The organism is Microcystis sp. M061S2 (assembly GCF_020245605.1).
Classification (GTDB): Bacteria; Cyanobacteriota; Cyanobacteriia; order Cyanobacteriales; family Microcystaceae; genus Microcystis.
Map to the genome: position 1 here is coordinate 1 of NZ_JADBUP010000006.1, position 19,243 is coordinate 19,243.

Consider the following 19,243-nt stretch of genomic DNA (forward strand, 5'->3'; position numbering starts at 1 on the left):
CAGATTTTAAACAGTATCACAAAAAAACTCTTTTATTACGCTGGCAACACTATCTCATTGTGGCGATCGCTGTCTCGTGAGAGTATTGGCAAAAATAAATAACCCTTTATTGTATCACGAAAGACTTTTGCAAGAGGTCTATTCTCTATCATCTGGGTGGAAGGACAGGACAGGACAAGATTTGATTTGTGTCCATTTTTTCCCTAGACATACAGGATTAAAGACAGCTACCGTAATTACAGGAAAAGAAACAATTCCTACTAACTACTAAGAGGAAAGTAATTATGCCTGGTACTGGAATGATTGATGCGTTTGAACGCTCTCAGAATCCCTCGAACAACAGCAGCTCAAATACTTCAACAAGCTCTAACGGTGGTAATACTTCAACAAGCTCTAACGGTGGTCAAAAACCCTCTGCTGTCGAAGCTGCTGTTACTGGCGCAATAAAAGGTGCTGTTGTTGGTACAGCAATTGCTGGTCCTATTGGAGGACTCATGGGTGCGAAAGCAGGTGCAGCAATGGCTGGTGCTATTGCTGCTGCTAAATTTGGTGCTGCTGCTGGCGCAACTACTGGAGCAACAGGCAATCTATCCGCTAATGGTTATAAGACAGAAGCTAAAGTGCTTGAAACTGCTGTGACAGCAAGTTCTGGTGTTGCTGCTGTCTCTAAAGCGGTCAACAGTGCAAAAGATAATAAAAAGAAAGACTAACCAATTTGAAACTTAAAGAGAGAGTGGATAGTACCACTCTCTCGACTTCACAAGCGTCCAAACGGCATTCTTAATTATTCAATCAAGGAGGAACAATGACTACTCAATCATCATCATCTCAAAAATTTATTGAAGAATTTTACGGTTTTCCAAAACGTCCAAGTGTCACCGATACCATACCCCTGACCAAACCTATAGTCATTTCAATTAAGATTGAGAATATCAATCCCAGAGTTCATAAGGGTTTTGTCGGTCTAGAGTGTATCAGACTTATCTGAAATGACTATATCATTAAAAAAAGGGAGGTAGACGCTGGTTTAACAAAACGTGAAATGGAGAAGAGAAGTTAAGTAATTGTCCTTCCCCCAGATACGGAAGGAGACAGCGATCGCTTACTACCAATAGGCGATCGCTTTCGTAAATTGGAGTTATGGTGATAAAAAAATCTTAAAAAATCACCATTTTCTATTGTTATGTTGATTCAATAATTTTTATCCCTGCTCTAAATTCTCGCAGTGCTTGAGCATGATTTTCTATACCAATACAACGCATCAATAAACCTACATCTAAACTCGGTAAAAGTTGCGATTTACTAACAGCCTCATATCCCTCATTTCCTAAACTATAAAACAATAACTCATCATTCATCCAAAACCAAACTTCAGGAATTTGTAACCGTTTGTATGCTTCTAGTTTATTAATTCCTCCACTACTAACAACCACCTCAATCACTAAATCAGGATGTTTTCTATTTGCTCCCAATTCATAAGATTCATCACCTTCTCTTTTAACCTTTTCAAATTCATTTTCTAGGGTGACAGAACCAGTAGGAGTAAAATCTAATCCCAAAAATTCTAAATAAATTTCTACTAAGGAAGCAATACGTTTTTTGATAGTTTCGTGTTTTTTCCCTGGCATTTTTCTAATCTCCAAAACTCCATCTAAAAAAGATAACCTTAACCCTGGGCGATCGATTAGCTGTTCAACAGCTTTAAATTCTCTCCAGGTTAAGTCACTAATTAAAATTGGTTCTGCTTCTCGTTCGATAAGTGTAGTTATCATAATTTAAACCCAAATCTAGAGAGTTAATTTTGCTCAACATGATATCATATAAAAACAGATGATCATGAAAAATATCATAGTTTAACAAACCCCCCTTAATCATACCATAGCCAGTAAACCTTTTGAGAATACCAAATCATCAGACTTCTTGTAAAAATCAAAAATTGTTGTTAGGGTTAGAAGTCAGTAGCCAGTAGTCGGTCGTCAGGAGAATTAAGAATGAATAAAAATCAATTAAGTGGTCTATTTACATATTTTATGCAATTTAATCCTTATTTTTGACGTTTTTGAACCCTCAAAAATCAACTATGCAAGAGATATTATGTAAATTACTTGTTAATACTGCACACTTAAAACTCAAATCTGATAACTGATAACTGATAACTGATAACTGATAACTGATAACTGATAACTGATAACTGTCTTACTCGGCCTTTACCAAACCCTGAGAGCGAATACAGGCCAGTTCCCAGCGACAATCGGGATTAACTTCCACCGGTTTGAGTCGGGCCCAGATTTCGCCTTGAGCATCGGCATAAAAACTATCGATAATAGCGGCAATACGAGTACCGAAAGGTTCGGTAATCAGGACAGAATCGGTCAGATTAAATACTTCGCCATTGGCTCCCGTCGCTTTTTCGATGACGGGAATTTCTGCTTTGGGAATTGGTTTTCGGAATAGAGGAGCCGAATCGGAACGGGGACGGAAAGGAGATTTTATCTCGCTACTGACTGATTTTACCGTTTCTGCGGCTGGTTTTTCCTCGATGATTTCTGAAGGGGTTTCCGGGGGTTTGGGGGGTACTGCGGCTCTAGAACCCTTTTTAATAATTTGTAGAGGTTGTAGGGGAGGAGTGGCTTTAATTGGCTCTTCGGGGGGTTCAGGGGTGCTAGGGGTTTTCTTCGGGGGACGTGGCATGATACGACAAGGAAAATAAAAACTATAGAATTATTGAAGCACATCGAGCCGCTAACCCGCTCGACCGATGCTTGTATCAATTTTGCTGTGGCTAATTCTTCCTTGGCCCCAGGGCCAGACACCCGCACTACAGCTATCTACGAATTAGTCGATTCCCCTCTCCCCTCCCCTCCCAACTTATTGAAAAAAGTTATCATTAAGTATTGACAAAAATTCCTAATAAGCTTATGGTTATTTATAGTGTTCTCCTCTTAAGGATCGGCAGTGGAACCGCGCGGCAGTCTCTAACAATGCGGTTCCCATTTTTTTTGGGGAACGATAGAAGGCTTTTAACGTCTCTAAACTTCTAGGTTTCCTCATCCTTTGGCTTTTATGAACGATAATTCCGACCTGTACCTCGATCATCTCACCCATGCGGATACTGTCATTACTGCTGAAATTGTCGAGCATGAGAGTCAATCAACAGATGAGACAGATTGGGCAGCTCTATCCTCTCATTTACGTCAACAAAATCAAGAATTACAAGCGGAGATCTGGCGACGGGAGCAAGCTCTCGGAGAACTGCGATCGCAGTTAGCCGAGCAACATCGTCGCTGGCAAAGTTGCGATACCCTAATCCAGCAGCAAAACGAGGAACTGCAATACGAAAAGCAACAATTACAGCGAGCTTTAGGAGAAATCGAACAGTATCGTCAAGCAGAACAACGGCAACCGATGATTATTGCCAATTTGACCGCAGAATTGACCCGCACACGCCAACAATTAGCCCGTTTAGAGCGAGAATGTGCCTTAATTCAGGAAAGTTATCAGGAAAAAAGCCAAAAACTCTGCAACTATGACCAGCAATTGCAGGAATTACGCACCCGTCTCCAACGTCAGCAACGCTACACCCTCCAGTATAAAGCGGCCTTGGCCCAGTATTTCCAGCGCGGTAGCGATCGCAATTCTCCCCCGGATTTAGCCATTGTCGCCAAGGCAGCCGCGATCGAGCCTTGGTCTCAGACAGAAAACCAAGAAAGCGATGAAGTGGCTCCCATCGATGAGTTTTTAGCGGAATTAGAGACAATTGAGCCAGTAGAATCCTTAAATAAGAAAGACAGGGATTGGCCGGCACCTATCATCTCCCCTTCCCCGAAATATTCCTCTTTTCGGGTTGATTTGCCCACTTTTATTAAATATCGCCAAGAAGAAAATAATTCCTAAACAACAGAAAGAGAGCCGGCGACTGTCCATGTTTCGTCTCGGCTCTCTATTCTGGTTCGCTCCTCACACTAATTAAAATCTATCATAAGCTGATGGTTTTGTCCACTAAATTCATAAAAGTTGATATTTTTATAGTTCCGTCATTGGCAGCAGTTGCCATTTTTGACGGAGAAGACGGTTAAGTAGTTTTTGACTGACGCTAATCAGGATTAATCTCGATCGCTGAATTGGGGCGGATTCTCCGATAATGCGACAGTTACGATCAAAATTGAGCATCGCTTCGCAAAAATTCGCGGTTAGGGGATAGAGTTTCTGGCCTTCCCAACAATCACAAACGGTTAAAATTTGCAGGATTAAGGCTATTTCGGCGGGATGATGCCAGGATAATAGTTCAGACTCGATTAATCTAATTTTTTCCCGATTGAGCAGTTGTAACAAACTAGAATAGCGAGCGTGAGTGTATTGAAATAAAAAGAAAAATTCTCCTCTGGGATGGAGAGGAAGCTGATCCCAGAAAAACTTATCGATTAAATCGTTTAGTTTTAGTAACCAAAAGGACAAAAATTGCTGATCTAATAATAATTCTAGCCATCCTTCTTTAAGCTGAATTTGCGGAAAAAGGACGATTAAATGGTTAAATATGGTTTGAAATTGAGCGGACGTAAAATAATAAAACAGAGGTGAACGATAGAGGATAATATCAGTTTTTGAGCAACGATAGAAAGTTAATTTATGGTTGTTTTCTGGAAAAATATTAATTAATTGTTGTTTTAAGCAATGCTCGAGCGAGGGATGATTGCAGATAAAATTCATACTCAGAAGGGTAAACGTAGTCGTGCCAAATTAATTGCCATTGGTGAGATAGGCACTGTGGTCAAAGCAAATTTTTGGCTTAAGATGGATATAGGCGCTCGGATAGTCTTTCTCTTGTCAGAAACTTCAGACTATCTCTAGGGGCTTACCTCTGTCAATCCAGGGGGTTGCACTTCACTTTTGCATGGGTGCTATATCTAATATATTATCGAAGGAGACTATCATGAAAGGGGAGTTTACTGCTATCATTGAAGCGGCAACAGAAGGGGGATACTGGGCGATTTGTCCTGAAATCCCAGGTGCAAATGGTCAAGGAGAAACCATTGAAGAAGCCAAGGAAAGCTTAAAAAATAGGCACTCATGCAAGAGGTAGTTAGCTCTGTGTAATTAATTTTGCTTAGGTACTGATAATAAATTTATTCTTTAATTTGAAAAAGGAAAAGCCACAATGTCACAAACTATTCAATTTCATCAAATTTTAGAAATGATTGACAATCTTTCCTGTGATGAACAAGATGATTTAATCAGTATTATTCGACATAGACAAATTGAAAAAAGACGAGAAGAAATCGCCAAGAATATCCATCAAGCGCGTCAAGACTACCAACAAGGGAAAGTCTTTCGCGGAAACATTGATGATATTATCGCAGAATTAAACAATGACTAAATTAATTCTAAGCTCATCCTTTAAACGAGCTTTTAAGGTAATCATTAAAAGCCGACCCGATTTAAAAAGCAAAATTGAGGCTAAATTAAGATTACTTGCTGAGGATCCCTATAATCCTATATTACGCACTCATAAACTTAAAGGAAAATTATCAGGAGCTTGGGCTTGTTCGGTTGAATATGATTGTCGTATTGTCTTTTGCTTTGAGCAAAATCAAGAAACCTTGCAAGAAGAAATCAATTTAATCGATATTGGAACTCATGATCAAGTATATTAATAGTCTTGCCACCCTCGATCTCTTGAAGAAATATTTTTATTCATTTCGTCTTTTCTGTTAGACTTGATTTTTGTTAATTATTGATCAGTAATTCCCAGATTTCTCCCCTATTATTGCCCTGGGAATTAATATTTCGTCTGGCTTTTACCCTTTGAATATTATAATCTTTATATAAATCATCAAAAAAATGATTGTCAGAGTCAAAGTTTTTAAGGTCGGAATTACTTAAAATAAATTTATAACCTGCCCGATCGACTCGATCGATAAATTGTTTTAATCTTATTTGCTCCTCATCGTTAAAATCTTCTTTAGTATAAGAGGTAAAAGCTGATGTTTTTTTAATCGGTTTATAGGGAGGATCAAAATAAAATAAAGTCTTGTTATTGGCATAATTTAGGGTTTGGACAAAATCTCCTTGTAGGATCGTTACTTTTTGTAAATGATGGTTGACAGCTAATAAGTTTTCTTCATTGCAGATCAATGGTTTGACATATTTTCCAAAAGGGACATTAAAGATTCCTTTGCTATTGACTCTATAAAGTCCATTAAAACAAGTTTTATTGAGAAATAATAACAAAACTGTTTTTTCTAGATCGTCATCGCAGCTGCGAGAATTAAATTCTATTCTTTTATCCCCAAAAAACTTTTGTTGTTCCTCTAGATTTTTAAGTTCATAAAAATCCTGCTGAATTTTTTTAAGCTTGACTATTAATTCTTTGACATTATTTTTAATAACATTATAAGCCCTGATTAAATCAGGATTGATGTCATTAATAATGACTTTTTGGACAGAAGAAAAATTATTTAAGACTGAGAATAAAACTGCCCCACCTCCGACAAAAGGTTCAATGTAGTTAAACTGACAATCTTGAGAAATCTGGGAATTAATCGAAGATAGAATATTGGGAACCAGTTGAGTTTTGCCTCCCGCCCACTTTAAAAAAGGTTTGCCGCTAACTGTTTTCCTTTGAGACAAAGAAGTGGTCATTATTCCTACCAGATTATCCTAATTTATTCAATTTACAGCGCAATTCATGAAAACCTGAAAGGCGGATTTGGTATCAGAAAGGTAAACGGGGCATTTTTTTCAATACTGATTCAATTTGGTTGATTAAATCCAGCAGACGATTGCCCTCCACATGAACCTCGCTGGTGGGATAATTGGCAAGGACTTCGATGATTTGAATCTCATTGTCGTTGAGGGCAGAAGTGACTAAAGCACCGCGTAAAGCTTGCCGACTAGCGGCTCGATTGGGGGTGTGGACAATTTCGGCGGCATAATCTAGCAAACTTTCGCCAAAAAAACTATTAAGAAATTTGGAAAGAAAGACGGCATCCACCGCTACCCGACGATTAAGGATTTTACGGAATTCTTCGGGTTTTTGGTTAGCCATCTTTAATTGTGCCGCTAAAGCGGGAGCTAATTCGCCTGTTTCGCTCAATTGTTTTAATTCTGATACCGATACGGACCCTTGGAAGATGTAGTATTTGATGATAGCTGATTCGGCGGCTGACAAAGATTGACAAACACCGAGAAAGATAGATATTCCTAGGGGAAGTAAAAGATTTTTGAACATAAACCAAAGGTGCAAAACAAGCGAAAAGCGATCGGGATGATTGACTCATTCTAGCGGAATTGGTTGCCGCTTAGGAAAAACTTAAGACGGTGTGGATTATCTAGAGATGAATTTTCTAGTCACCCAACTAGAAGCAAAAAGCTGATGGCTTAATGCTAATCATTAATTTACATTCGCGACAGGGCGGCGATTTTCGCTAGTTTATCTTTTTCCAAACCGTTGAGATCCTCTAGCTTTAACCATCCTTCCTTTAACAGTTGAGCAAAGACAAAAATTAGGGAAGTATAGCGATAGTCATATTTACCATCAATCTGATGTCGTCGGGCGCTTAGATAATCGTGCATTTGCCAGATATCATCTAAAACCGTGATCTGACCAGACTGTTCTTTAATATGTTCTATTAAAGTGCTAGTTTCTCGCTGATAGGCTTTTTGGAAAGCAGTTTGAGCAATTTCTTGTTCGGTATCTGACCAAATTATTTCACTCATAGGCATGATTTTAGTTTTAGGGATGATAATTTTGGGTTTTTGAACTACCATGACTCTTTTCGCCGACATCTGTTAAGAATGATTGTTTAGTTATTCTTACCTAGATCAGAGAAGAAACCGGTGTATTTCCCAATTTTTTAAGTCAGCCTTTTAATTGTATAAAAAAAAGAGTTCACTTGACAAGGAACTCTAATAAGTTTCATCAGAATTTTTAATGATTTCTCTCAGTAGCTATTTAGCCACGGGCAAAGTTTAATAATTCTTTCGGAGAAGCTAATAAATCGATCGCTACGAAGAAAATTTTATTATCAGGAGTTAGGAGGAAGCGCCATGCCATATTCATACCCACACCTGCACCAAACCAAGGAGTTTGTACTTTTCCCGTCACTTTAATCTGAGTAAAACCGTCATCGGCGGGTTCTACTACACCGCGTTCGGGGATTAATTTCAAATTTTGGCATTCTTCCCGGAAAAAGCGATATACTGCCTCTTTACCGACGACGGGACGTTGGAAAGGTGGTTGCAGAGCGCCGTCAGGGGTGAATAATTCAATTAATACATCAAAGTCATTGGCGTTGAGGTTGTCCATATAGTTGAGGACGGTGGCATTGGTAACGCCTTCAATGCTAACTTTGGTCCGTTCGGCAATATTTTGGGGAGGAACCACGGGTTCGGAAATACGGTTATAATCGCCCAGTTTCTTGGGATCGTAGCCCATATCGACCACGCAATTCCGCAGAACCGTGATTTGTTGTCCCGACTCTAATTTTTTAATCCCGTCTAAAACGGCACTAGCATTAGCAGATAGTTCATAACCCTTGGGAATTGGGGCAACACTGCCATCTTCCATCCATTGTCCTAATTGATACCAGAATCCCAGTTTGATATTAGCAGACCAAGTGCCGTAGGTACGACAAATCGGGGTGTCAGCATGGTTGGCTAAGTCGCACATCACCTGCGACTGTTGCAGGGGTGACATCTGCCGAATTTCATTCATGGTTTTTTCGGCAAAGACCATACTAGCAGCGCCGGGGGCGGCAACGGTGATGGTTTTGCCCATTTCTAGATAGGCAAACCAAATCAAGGCTAGTTGATCTTCGGTATTCAGCTGATTGAAACGCGCAATCGTGGCAGGAACCACATCCGCTGATAGCGTGTTGGGGAAAATGCTCCGCGCTGATTCGATCGTAAACGGCATAGATTCACCTTGAAGTAAAGTTTTGTATCAATTTACCCCCATTCTATCATATTTGCGCCCCAAGGCAGCACCGATGGAGAAACTTTCCCAAAAAAAGCTGTACTTTAGATCACACTTGCCCGGGATTATCACTAAATCTTAATGGTTGAACAACTGTTCCATCACTTATTTAGGGTTGGCGGCAGCAGCGAGCGATCGCTGTTTGGCGATGCTAGATAACGGAAAGTATCTCTAAAGGATGATTTTTGCTGCTCTAACTCGTTTTCAACCAGGGACTACTCTTGATGATCCCTAGTTTTTTCTAGGATTTCTCACCCCGTAGCAGGCCGTAAATTTCATCCGTATAGTCATAAAACTGAGCTTGTCGTTTAATTTTATAATTACGATCTACGGGTAAATTAATTGTTAATTCCCGTTGTATAGTCCCCGGCCTAGCACTCAAAACATAAATACGTTGAGCCAAAAAAACCGCTTCATCCACATCATGGGTAATCATTAAAATACTACACCTAATTTTTTGCCAAATTTCAATTAAATATTCGTGCATTCTTTCTTTGGTTTGTACATCTAAAGCGGCAAAGGGTTCGTCCATTAATAAGACTTTGGGATGACAGGCAAGAGAGCGGGCGATCGCAACCCGTTGTTTCATCCCACCCGATAGTTCTCTAGGATAAGCATTAGCGAATTGAGTTAAACCGACAATATCCAGATAATAACAGGCTACTTCCCAGCATTCTTTTGTCGATAATCCCTGTAGTTTTAAGCCAAATTCAACATTTTTTTGGATCGTCATCCAGGGATAGAGTGTATAATTTTGAAAAACCATGCCGCGATCGGCTCCTGGCCCTGTCACTTCAACACCATCAACGGTAATTTTGCCGGAAGTGGGCAGCTCTAAACCCGCAATCATTCGCAACAAAGTTGATTTTCCCGAACCAGAGGCCCCGACCGCACAGACAAATTCAGCACTTTCAACGTGTAAATTAATATCTTTCAGAGCGACCACAGCACCTCGTTTAGTGGTGAAAATTTTATTGAGTTGAGTAATTTCTAAGTGCATTAAGGTTCTTCTCTTATCATTAAAATAACTTTACTGGTGACAGAATAAACTCTGTTCTTGAGTTTTTAAGTTAACGAGTAATTGACCATTTACAAGTCCACTGCAAAAACAAACGAAAACTTAAATCTAGGGCAAAGCCAATAATTCCCAGGACAATTAAACAGGCAAAAATTTCATCGGTTCTCAAAAATTTTTGAGCCAATAAAATGCGTTTGCCTAAGCCATTATCGGCCGCCACCAATTCCGCCACCACTACCAAATTCCAGGCGGCCGCCATATTAACACGAAAAGTATCAATAATATTAGGAATAATATAGGGAGTAATCACTTTAAATAAAACCTGTTTTCGCGTTCCTCCAAGGGTATAAGTTACTTCGATTAATTCACGGGGAATGAACTTAACTGCATCCATAATCATCAGAGTATTAAAGAAAATTGTCCCGATAAAAATGAGCATAATCTTTGATGTTTCTCCAATACCCAAATAAATAACCAATAGGGGAATAAAAGCAGGAGCGGGCATATAACGTACAACGCCAATGATCGGTTCCATTAAACTGCGAATACTCGGAAAAGTTCCCATTAAAATGCCGATGGGAATAGCAAACAATCCTCCTAAAAAAAAGCCTCCAACTACTCGTAAAAAACTGGTAATAGTATCTTGAATTAAAAAGCCCTGTTCTGCTAATTTTCCTAAGGCCTGAATAACGGCTAAAGGAGAGGGCAAAAATACGGATTCAATGCCCGCAAAACTAGAGATTAGTAACCAGAAAATAAGCGGGACAATAATAGAGGAAACCATTAAAGTCCATTTTAGGGATTCGGGAATGTCCTCGGTAATCCGCCAAAAAGTGCTTTGAGGAAGCGTTTTAGGTGTTGTGGTCATGGGATTTGCCAAAGAAAAGAATAATTTTGATAGCCAATATCACCCAGTTATCAAAAACTTCTTGAAGTCAACTTATCTCCCTAATCAATCTTGTAGATAATGATCGAGGGACTAATTAGGCTTTTTTGTCTTGATTTGCCAACGACTTGACAAATTTGGGCTCTAAAATGGTTGTTAGATCGGGGACTTTTTTAATAAAGCCAACTTCCATCATAAAATCAGCCATTTTTTGAGCGGCAAAGGGCATATTTTTCATGGTTTTCCCTGGACTAAAGGCTTCTAAGTTTTCTTCTAAGTTGAAAAACTTCGTTCCCTCTTTATATAGGGCCAATTCTTCTGGGCTAATGCCCGCACGCTTGGCCATAATCTCATCGGCTTTTTGGGGATTTTTAGCCATAAACTCTCGAACATCAAACCAGGTTTTGACAAGAGCCTGAACCTGTTCTGGTTTTTCTTTGATTAATTTGGCACTGACAACTAATAAATCAGGAATAGCACCTGGAAAAGCTTTAGAACTAATTAATTCTTTAGAACCTTTTCGTTTAAGGGCTGTTGACCAAAAAGGTGGAAAAGCAGCCACTGCATCGACTTTTCCCGATGCAAAAGCGGCAGCAGCAGCCCCTGTTTCCATGGGGACAATTTGCACATCTTTACGGCTCATTCCCTCTTTTTCTAGGGCTAAACTGAGGAGAAAGTCACCAACAACGCCTTCTTCAACAGCAACTTTTTTGCCTTTTAAATCTTGAATCGTTTTAATCTCCTCTGTGACAATAATTTTATCATTTCCTGACGAGTTATCATTAACTAAAACAGCAACTTGACCATTCACTGCATCTCCCGCAAAAGCGATGGTATCGTTGAGAGTTTGACTATTTCCATCTAATTGTCCGGCGGCCAAAGCTTGTAAGGATTCAAGATAACCATCAAACCATTTCATTTGAACATTAGCCCCATTTTTAGCAAATAATCCCTCTTCTTCAGCGATCGCCCAGGGCCACCAACCGGCCCAATTACTATAACCAATGACAATGGGGGCAGTATTACTTAGAGAACTACTTGCATTGGGGGTTTGCTGAGGAGCTTGATTACAACTAACGGTCAGGAGTAAGCTACTAAAAAAAACGAGAAGTAAGGAGAAAAAATGGCGCCGTTTCATAGGTAATAGCCTTTAGAGATGACAGCTAGTAAAACAGAAATAAATCTCAAAAACTGTTACTGATTAACAATTCAAAAACCTCGGCCTATTGACTTGGCTTTTTAGCCAATTTAACCACTCTTCTAAACCTTCTCCTGTTTGAGCAGAAAGAGCGATAATGGTTACATCGGGATTCATGGAGCGAACATTTTCTTCTAAACGCTTTAAATCAATCTCTAAATAAGGAGCCAGATCTAATTTGGTAATAATCAGACAATCCGCTTCTTGAAACATAATTGGATATTTGAGGGGTTTATCTTCTCCTTCAGTAATACTTAATAGAGCAACTTTGGCGTGTTCCCCTACCTCAAATTCGGCGGGACAAACTAAATTTCCCACATTTTCCACCAACAATAAATCAAACTCTTTGGGGTTATAATCTTCTTTGAAACGATGAATTCCCCCAGCTACCATTTTGGAATCTAAGTGACAGGAGCGACCTGTATTAATGGCAATTACCGGAACTCCATATTGTCTCAGGCGCTCTGCATCTAGTTCTGTAGTCATATCGCCTTCAATAACAGCCATTTTTAATTGATCTTTTAAGGCTGCGAGGGTTTTTTCCAATAATACAGTTTTACCCGCACCAGGACTACTCATCAGGTTTAAACAGGTAATGCCCCACTCGTCAAAATGTTCCCGGTTGTGATCGGCTCCTGCTTGATTGGCATGAAGTAGATTAATTTCTAGGGCCGCGTCAAAAGTTTGGTGCATTTTAGTTGAGAATGAATAATTGATCATCGAACTTGTAGAAGCGATCGCCCAACTTTGTTTAAGAATCTAAAGAATATTCAATGTGGTCAATTTTTAACTCTCGACCTGAACGAATATCCTCCATCGGTGATCGACAAGTTGGGCAGGAATATTGCTGGCCAATTTGGGGGTGATAATCCTTTTGACAGCAATGACAATAAGCAATTAGGGGAATATTTTTAATCGCTAATTCCACGCCAGCCAGAAAAGTATTAGCAGTTTGAACTTCAAAGGCAAATTGTAAACTGACCGGTTCAACACAGGTAAATTCACCAACCATGAGATGAATTTTTTCAATTTTGAGCTTTTCAGGTTGGCTATCATACCAATCTCGAACTGTCATAATTAACGCCTTGGTCATATCAGTTTCGTGCATAGGAAATTACTGCCAGGGTTCGTCAACGGCCAGATTAGCCTCAGGATGAATATAATAGGGCTTTTCTTTACGCGGTAATTGACCTGAAATAACCAGATGGGCCATCGCATCACAAATAACACGGGTAGCCATCAAAGAGGTCATATCACTAATATCGTAGGGAGGGGAAACTTCCACCACTTCCATACCACAAATGGGAGCTTTTTGAATAATTTTACCTAATAAAGCTAAGGCTTCACGGGGTAATAAACCGCCAGGTTCTGGCCAACCCGTACCGGGGACAAAACCGGCATCAATGCAATCAATATCAAAACTAATCCAAACGCAATCCGTGCCATCTAAAGCTCGTTCTAAGGCAAATTCGGCGGCAGCATCAATGCCTCGTTCTACAATGTCGGTGACGGTCAAAATATTAGTGGCCCGCTCGCGGCAAACTTTAACACCTTGACGGGGAACTTGCCAACCACCAATCCCTAATTGGACGAGATTTTTAGCGGGAGCATTTTTCATATTGGTGGCATGAAACCAGGGGCAAGTGTGCATCCGTTCATCTAAATCCGTTTCCTGGGTATCCACATGGCGATCAAAGTGAATAATACCGACTTTTTTATCCCCTAAATGCCGACAAATACCGCGAACCGTCGGAAAACCAATGGAATGATCACCCCCTAAAATAATCGGCAAGGCGCCGGAACTAAAGACATGGGCAACCCCCTTCGAGATTTGATCGAAGGACTTTTCATTATTAGCAGGAATGGTGAAAATATCCCCCAGATCACAGAGAGTAATTTGTTCGCGCAGATCTACCCCTAATTCAAAATTGTAGGGCGTATAAAGGGCCGAAATCCGCCGAATTCCCTGGGGACCAAAACGAGTTCCTGGTCGGTAAGTTGTCCCCGAATCATGGGGAACACCGACGATTGCCACGTCATAATTGCCCACATTCCGCACATCTTCCAAATAGGGGGCCTTCATAAAGGTGTTAATTCCCGCATAGTGGGGTAACTCACCCCTGGAAAAGGTGGGAATACTGCGATCGCGAATACTATCGGCCGCCTCTAAACCGTAGGTTAACCCCTGAGAAACTTCCTGTTGCCAACCGGTTAGGGGCAAATGGCGTTCTTTTTCTAGGGCCTGTTCAGCTTCGGTTAAATGCGGGGGTTGAAAAGTAGATTCCTCGGACATCATTTTACCTCAAAATACAATAACCCGGGAGTCTTCAAAGACACTGCCTCAAAACAGTTATCCTTAAAGTCTCCCGGGCTTTTATCCCGCCGTGTAGCCAGCTTAGACGGAAAAAATGTTTGATCCGCTCATTTAAGACTAGCTTGCTCCTCTCGGACCTGACATTTAAAGAAGTTTAAATCGGAACCCTAGAAGCAATCTCCTTGACCTTAGACGATCTCAATCCCAAAAACAGTATCATAGACTACATAAAAGGGATTTTCGCTTAAATATGGTTTGCTGAATAATTAGGTGGGTATTAAAAACTTTCAGATGCCCCCCTTATTAAGGGGGGATTAAAGGGGGGACTAAGGGGGGATCGGCACCCTCCTTATCAAGGGGGATCCCCCCGCCTTCGGCTTCCCCCCTTATCAAGGGGGGCTAGGGGGGATCGAACCTAAAATCCATTTTTAATTTAATTATAACCAGCTACTTATATAATAAAAAGTATCTCCAGAGAATGATTTTTCCTGTCTCTATGCAACACCCCTCTCTGACTCGCTTTGAACCTGCGACTACTCTTGATGAAATCCATTTAACTATATCTCCTGAACCCCTATTAACTCAGAAGGAAATAGATGCTTTTTATCGAGAAGAAATGAATAAGGTGAGAGGGGAAGATAAAATTCAGCGTCTAAAATTAGGGTTAAAACGGGTCATAGATACGCAACAATATTACAAAGCCTGTTTAATGGGACACACGGGGGTAGGCAAATCGACAGAATTAACTCGTTTAATTAATGATCATGAGATTAAACAGCATTTTAAACCCCTGCGATTTAGTGTTTTAAGTGAACTCGATGCGATTAATTTCAGTCCCCTTGATGTGTTTCTCTTTATGGTGGTGGAAATTGTTGAGAAAACCGCTAAAATTTCTCGACAACCCAGTGATGAAAATTTACAAAAGCTTTGGGATTGGTTTAGTTCTGAAGAATTTACCCGTAAGGAAACCAGAGAAAGTCAAATCAAAACGGAAGCAGGAGCGGGAGTAAAGGAAGATTCTTTCTGGAATAAAATTCTCGGACTTTTTGCCTCTCTCAAGGGAGAATTCCGGTTTGCTTCCTCGCGAGAGAAAAAAGTTGTTGAATACCGTCTTTCCCGTTCCAGAGATTTAATTAATATTGCTAATCAACTCCTGAAAGAGTGTAATCAGAACTTACAGGAAACTATGCAGAGAAGCTGGCTAATTATTGGAGAAGACTTCGATAAAGCTGGTGTTTCACAAGAAGCGGTCAGGGATTTATTTTTAAACTATTCTAACATTTTCAAAGATTTAGACATTCACATTATTTTTAATATTCCGATTGGATTGTATAATTCATCTCCCGGGATTAACCTCACTTTTGACCATAATCTCCTGATTCCCGATACTCCAGTTTTTTGCCAAAAAGATCATACTCCTAACCAAAAAGGACGGGAAGCAGTGAGAAAAGTTTTAGAAGCAAGAGTTAAATCTAATTTATTTGAAGATGGACAAATAGAGCGGGTTATTATTGCCTCTGGTGGCAATATCAGAGATTTATTTTATCTAGTTAGAGAAGCTTCTGATGAGGCAATTGTCAATCAACAAAATCTGATCATGTCTAGTCATATTAGCAGGGCAATTCGCAGTTTAAGAACAGAATATGAAAGACGTTTAGGCCAAAATCCTTATGATATCGATTCTGTTAGTTATGGGGATAAGGTATTATTGTTAAAACGAATTTATGATGCTAATCCAGAAGCACAAATTCCCAATGAGATATTATACGCTTTATTAAATGATCGAGCGATTCAAGAAGTAGATGAATACGAGGGAGAAAGATGCTTTATGGTGCATCCCCTTGTGGTTGATATTTTAAATGCTCAAGGTCGTATTCCTACTGCTCCCGATGGAGGTGTCCCCGGTGGTACATCAAGTTAATCAAACTAATCAATCGGAGTTAGAACCGGGTACTATTTCCCATACGGCAGCTCGTTTGCTATTGTGGGGACGAAGACCATCTAGAGGTTTAGCTAGGGTGGAATTTTATGATGAGTTTTCCCGTCAGCAAGTAGTTAGAGAATTAGAGAATAAACTGCAAGAACAAGGCATTATTTTTCATAAAATTGTCTTACCAAGATGGGAAAAACCCTCTTTTGTCTTGAACTTCTTGTTAACACAATTGGCAGAATTGGAGTCGGGAGTAGTATCAATTACTGGTTTTGAAACCGCTTTTTCTGATGTTTCCCTAGTAGATGCCTTGCAATTAATTAATTTCAATCGAGAAAATTTAGCTCGCTTTAATCTCCGACAAATTTGGTGGATGAATCATGATTTTACTAACAAAGTTATTCGGTATATGCCAGATTTAAATTCTTGGTTTTTCCTGCGGTTATTTTTAACAGAAAATTCAACCCAAGCTACCAACTATAATCAGCTATTTACCGATAAAAATACCGTTCATGATCCCTATAATTTACCAGGAACAGCAGTTAACTTTGTTGGTAGAGAACAGGAATTATCCCGGATTCATCAAGCTTTTCAGCAATCTTCCCTAATTGTTTTAAGTGGGATGGGAGGTTCGGGAAAAACTGAATTAGCTTTACAGTATGCTTGGCAACATAAAGGGGATTATCCTGCGGGTATTTGTTGGATAAATGTCCTTAACAGTGACCCCGGTTTGGCTATTTTATTTTTTGCCAGAGAATACCTGGGTTTAAACATCCCCAATCAGGGAACCTTAAGTGAACGAGTGCGTTACTGTTGGCAAAATTGGCCCGAGGGAAATGCTTTAATTATTTTTGATGATGTGCGTGACTACGACCAAATTAAATCTTATCTACCACCGGGAAAAGAATCTCGTTTTCGGGTTTTAATTACCACTCGCTTTAGTTACTTAGGGGTATCGCTATCAACGATAAACTTAGATGTTCTCACAGCAGCGCAAGCTTTAGATTTACTGCAAACCTACTTAGGAAAAGAACGTCTAACCGCAGAGTTAGAGGCAGCCAAGCAACTTTGTCAGTGTTTAGGATATTTGCCTCTAGGATTACAATTACTAGGCAGTTTTCTGAGACAAGCAACCACTGAAACTTTAGCAAATATCAAGGAAAAATTCCCAAAAAAAGGCTTAAAATATCTCAACTCTGATAAGGAGGAAGTCCGCAGTATTAAAACAATTCTGGATATCAGTTGGCAACTGTTAGAAACAGAAGAACAAAAATTAGCTCTTTATCTCAGTTTATTTGCTTCGGCACCTTTTCCCAAGCACTTAATCATCAGTTTATTTTCTGATGAAGCTAAAGACGAGATAGAAAAATGGTTAACCGATAGCTTGGTTAAGCTTAATTTGCTGAAATCTTTAGGCAATGAATGGTATCAACTGCATCCCCTCATCCGTCTTTATCTACGGGAAAAATTAGAAGGTTCCGAGACAGCCAATACCGCAAAAAGTCGTTATTGTACGGTGATGACAGATACATCGAGAACAGTCCCCGAAACTCCTACTCTAGATATTATTCAAAATCTGACTCCCTTAATTCCCCATATTGAACAAGCTGTCAGGGAATATCCCCAATATATCGCTGATGAGGATTTAGTTTCGTCCTATACGGGTTTAGCTCGTTATTATCAAGGACAAGGATTGTATGCTATTGCTGAACCCTACTATCAAGCTTGTTTAACCGCAACTCGAACCCGCTTAGGAGACAATCATCCCGATGTGGCAACTTCCCTCAACAACTTAGCAGGATTGTACGATTGCCAAGGCAGGTACACAGAAGCGGAACCTCTCTATCTAGAAGCTTTAGATTTGTATAAACGACTCTTAGGAGACAATCATCCCGATGTGGCAACTTCCCTCAACAATTTAGCAGGATTGTACAAATCCCAAGGCAGGTACACAAAAGCGGAACCTCTCTATCTAGAAGCTTTAGATTTGAGAAAACAACTCTTAGGAGACAATCATCCCCATGTGGCAACTTCCCTCAACAATTTAGCACTATTGTACCAATCCCAAGGCAGGTACACAGAAGCGGAACCTCTCTATCTAGAAGCTTTAGATTTGAGAAAACGACTCTTAGGAGACAATCATCCCCATGTGGCAAGTTCCCTCAACAATTTAGCATACTTGTACGATTCCCAAGGCAGGTACACAGAAGCGGAACCTCTCTATCTAGAAGCATTAGATTTGTATAAACGACTCTTAGGAGACAATCATCCCCATGTGGCAACTTCCCTCAACAATTTAGCATCATTGTACAAATCCCAAGGCAGGTACACAGAAGCGGAACCTCTCCTTCTAGAAGCATTAGATTTGTATAAACAACTCTTAGGAGACAATCATCCCCATGTGGCAACTTCCCTCAACAATTTAGCAGCATTGTACCGTTCCCAAGGCAGGTACACAGAAGCGGAACCTCTCTATCTAGAAGCTTTAGATTTGTATAAACGACTCTTAGGAGACAATCATCCCCATGTGGCAACTTCCCTCAACAATTTAGCAGCATTGTACGAATCCCAAGGCAGGTACACAGAAGCAGAACCTCTCTATCTAGAAGCGATTAAGATTGCTACCCAAGTATTAGGAGACAATCATCCCCATACCCAAACAATTATGGAGAACTATAAAACTATGTTGTCGCAACTCCGACAAGCAGAATCAAGATGAGTTAGAGTTTAAATGCTTAGGAAAATAGGGTTCGTAGGCGCACGGATTTTCCATTATGAATATAATATCATGTCAAGGGGCTTTTGTCAAGAGAAAATTTAACAACATCCAGAAAAACCTAGCCGATTGTAGGGGTAATTCATGAATTACCCCTACACCTATTACCTAGTCCAGTAACCCACCACCAATCATCGACTATGATTG

The 19,243-nt window shown here is 40.0% G+C and carries 20 protein-coding genes and 1 riboswitch; of the genes, 7 read left to right on the forward strand and 13 right to left on the reverse strand.

The annotated features are described in order from the left end of the window. Positions 1–284: 284 nt before the first annotated feature. Positions 285–710: a hypothetical protein gene (locus IM475_RS00850; protein ID WP_287726354.1), complete on the forward strand. Its 426-nt coding sequence runs from the start codon at positions 285–287 to the stop codon at positions 708–710. Between the two features lie 471 nt (positions 711–1,181). Here IM475_RS00850 and IM475_RS00855 read toward each other — a convergent pair whose 3' ends face one another. Next, positions 1,182–1,772, reverse strand: coding sequence for a Uma2 family endonuclease (locus tag IM475_RS00855; RefSeq protein ID WP_106908775.1), 591 nt, complete (start codon positions 1,770–1,772; stop codon positions 1,182–1,184). 424 nt (positions 1,773–2,196) lie between these two features. Continuing rightward, positions 2,197–2,691 carry a hypothetical protein gene (locus tag IM475_RS00860; protein WP_079210144.1) on the reverse strand — a complete coding sequence of 165 codons (495 nt, stop codon included), beginning with the start codon at positions 2,689–2,691 and terminating at the stop codon, positions 2,197–2,199. A gap of 372 nt (positions 2,692–3,063) precedes the next feature. On the opposite strand from IM475_RS00860, the gene IM475_RS00865 reads away from it, so the two are divergent. After that, positions 3,064–3,894: a hypothetical protein gene (locus tag IM475_RS00865; protein ID WP_002801391.1), complete on the forward strand. Its 831-nt coding sequence runs from the start codon at positions 3,064–3,066 to the stop codon at positions 3,892–3,894. A gap of 129 nt (positions 3,895–4,023) precedes the next feature. Here the strand turns inward: IM475_RS00865 and IM475_RS00870 are convergent, their stop codons facing one another. After that, positions 4,024–4,707, reverse strand: a complete 684-nt coding sequence (locus tag IM475_RS00870; RefSeq protein WP_287726357.1) for a DALR anticodon-binding domain-containing protein — start codon at positions 4,705–4,707, stop codon at positions 4,024–4,026. Positions 4,708–4,930: 223 nt separating this feature from the next. Here IM475_RS00870 and IM475_RS00875 point away from each other — a divergent pair, with 223 nt between their 5' ends. From IM475_RS00875 to IM475_RS00885, 3 genes are all read left to right on the forward strand, one after another. Next, a complete protein-coding gene (locus IM475_RS00875; protein WP_080949758.1) occupies positions 4,931–5,080 on the forward strand; it encodes a type II toxin-antitoxin system HicB family antitoxin in 150 nt (49 codons plus the stop codon). A gap of 75 nt (positions 5,081–5,155) precedes the next feature. Continuing rightward, positions 5,156–5,374, forward strand: a complete 219-nt coding sequence (locus IM475_RS00880) for a hypothetical protein (RefSeq protein WP_002798317.1) — start codon at positions 5,156–5,158, stop codon at positions 5,372–5,374. Next, positions 5,367–5,651, forward strand: coding sequence for a type II toxin-antitoxin system RelE/ParE family toxin (locus IM475_RS00885; protein ID WP_046662515.1), 285 nt, complete (start codon positions 5,367–5,369; stop codon positions 5,649–5,651). Before IM475_RS00880 ends, IM475_RS00885 begins: the two co-directional genes overlap by 8 nt. A 73-nt stretch (positions 5,652–5,724) precedes the next feature. Here IM475_RS00885 and IM475_RS00890 read toward each other — a convergent pair whose 3' ends face one another. From IM475_RS00890 to IM475_RS00935, 10 genes are all read right to left on the reverse strand, one after another. Further along, positions 5,725–6,639, reverse strand: a complete 915-nt coding sequence (locus IM475_RS00890) for a DNA adenine methylase (RefSeq protein ID WP_287659265.1) — start codon at positions 6,637–6,639, stop codon at positions 5,725–5,727. A 73-nt stretch (positions 6,640–6,712) separates the two neighbouring features. Then, positions 6,713–7,228, reverse strand: a complete 516-nt coding sequence (locus IM475_RS00895; protein ID WP_287726359.1) for an alpha/beta hydrolase — start codon at positions 7,226–7,228, stop codon at positions 6,713–6,715. 167 nt (positions 7,229–7,395) lie between these two features. After that, positions 7,396–7,722 (reverse strand): fluorescence recovery protein, encoded by a 327-nt coding sequence (gene frp / locus IM475_RS00900; protein WP_002746320.1) that lies wholly within the window; start codon positions 7,720–7,722, stop codon positions 7,396–7,398. 229 nt (positions 7,723–7,951) lie between these two features. Continuing rightward, on the reverse strand, positions 7,952–8,914 hold the full coding sequence (locus IM475_RS00905; RefSeq protein WP_002777584.1) for an orange carotenoid-binding protein: 963 nt from the start codon (positions 8,912–8,914) through the stop codon (positions 7,952–7,954). A 301-nt stretch (positions 8,915–9,215) separates the two neighbouring features. Beyond that, the gene (locus IM475_RS00910) at positions 9,216–9,974 is read right to left on the reverse strand and encodes an ABC transporter ATP-binding protein (protein WP_024969092.1); all 759 of its coding nucleotides are present in this window, start codon (positions 9,972–9,974) and stop codon (positions 9,216–9,218) included. A gap of 70 nt (positions 9,975–10,044) precedes the next feature. Continuing rightward, positions 10,045–10,860, reverse strand: a complete 816-nt coding sequence (locus IM475_RS00915) for an ABC transporter permease (protein ID WP_287726360.1) — start codon at positions 10,858–10,860, stop codon at positions 10,045–10,047. Between the two features lie 115 nt (positions 10,861–10,975). Next, positions 10,976–12,016, reverse strand: coding sequence for an ABC transporter substrate-binding protein (locus IM475_RS00920; protein ID WP_287726361.1), 1,041 nt, complete (start codon positions 12,014–12,016; stop codon positions 10,976–10,978). Positions 12,017–12,079: 63 nt separating this feature from the next. Beyond that, the gene (hypB, locus tag IM475_RS00925) at positions 12,080–12,769 is read right to left on the reverse strand and encodes a hydrogenase nickel incorporation protein HypB (protein ID WP_287726363.1); all 690 of its coding nucleotides are present in this window, start codon (positions 12,767–12,769) and stop codon (positions 12,080–12,082) included. Positions 12,770–12,827: 58 nt separating this feature from the next. After that, the gene (hypA, locus tag IM475_RS00930; protein WP_287726364.1) at positions 12,828–13,184 is read right to left on the reverse strand and encodes a hydrogenase maturation nickel metallochaperone HypA; all 357 of its coding nucleotides are present in this window, start codon (positions 13,182–13,184) and stop codon (positions 12,828–12,830) included. A gap of 6 nt (positions 13,185–13,190) precedes the next feature. Continuing rightward, positions 13,191–14,369: an agmatinase family protein gene (locus IM475_RS00935; protein ID WP_043995923.1), complete on the reverse strand. Its 1,179-nt coding sequence runs from the start codon at positions 14,367–14,369 to the stop codon at positions 13,191–13,193. A 68-nt stretch (positions 14,370–14,437) separates the two neighbouring features. After that, a riboswitch (guanidine-I (ykkC/yxkD leader) is annotated at positions 14,438–14,572 on the reverse strand. Between the two features lie 314 nt (positions 14,573–14,886). Between IM475_RS00935 and IM475_RS00940 the strand changes: the two genes are divergently transcribed. Both IM475_RS00940 and fxsT read left to right on the forward strand, forming a co-directional pair. Further along, the gene (locus IM475_RS00940) at positions 14,887–16,311 is read left to right on the forward strand and encodes a hypothetical protein (protein WP_287726365.1); all 1,425 of its coding nucleotides are present in this window, start codon (positions 14,887–14,889) and stop codon (positions 16,309–16,311) included. Then, a complete protein-coding gene (gene fxsT, locus IM475_RS00945) occupies positions 16,280–19,039 on the forward strand; it encodes an FxSxx-COOH system tetratricopeptide repeat protein (RefSeq protein WP_287726392.1) in 2,760 nt (919 codons plus the stop codon). Before IM475_RS00940 ends, fxsT begins: the two co-directional genes overlap by 32 nt. Positions 19,040–19,243 lie beyond the last annotated feature (204 nt).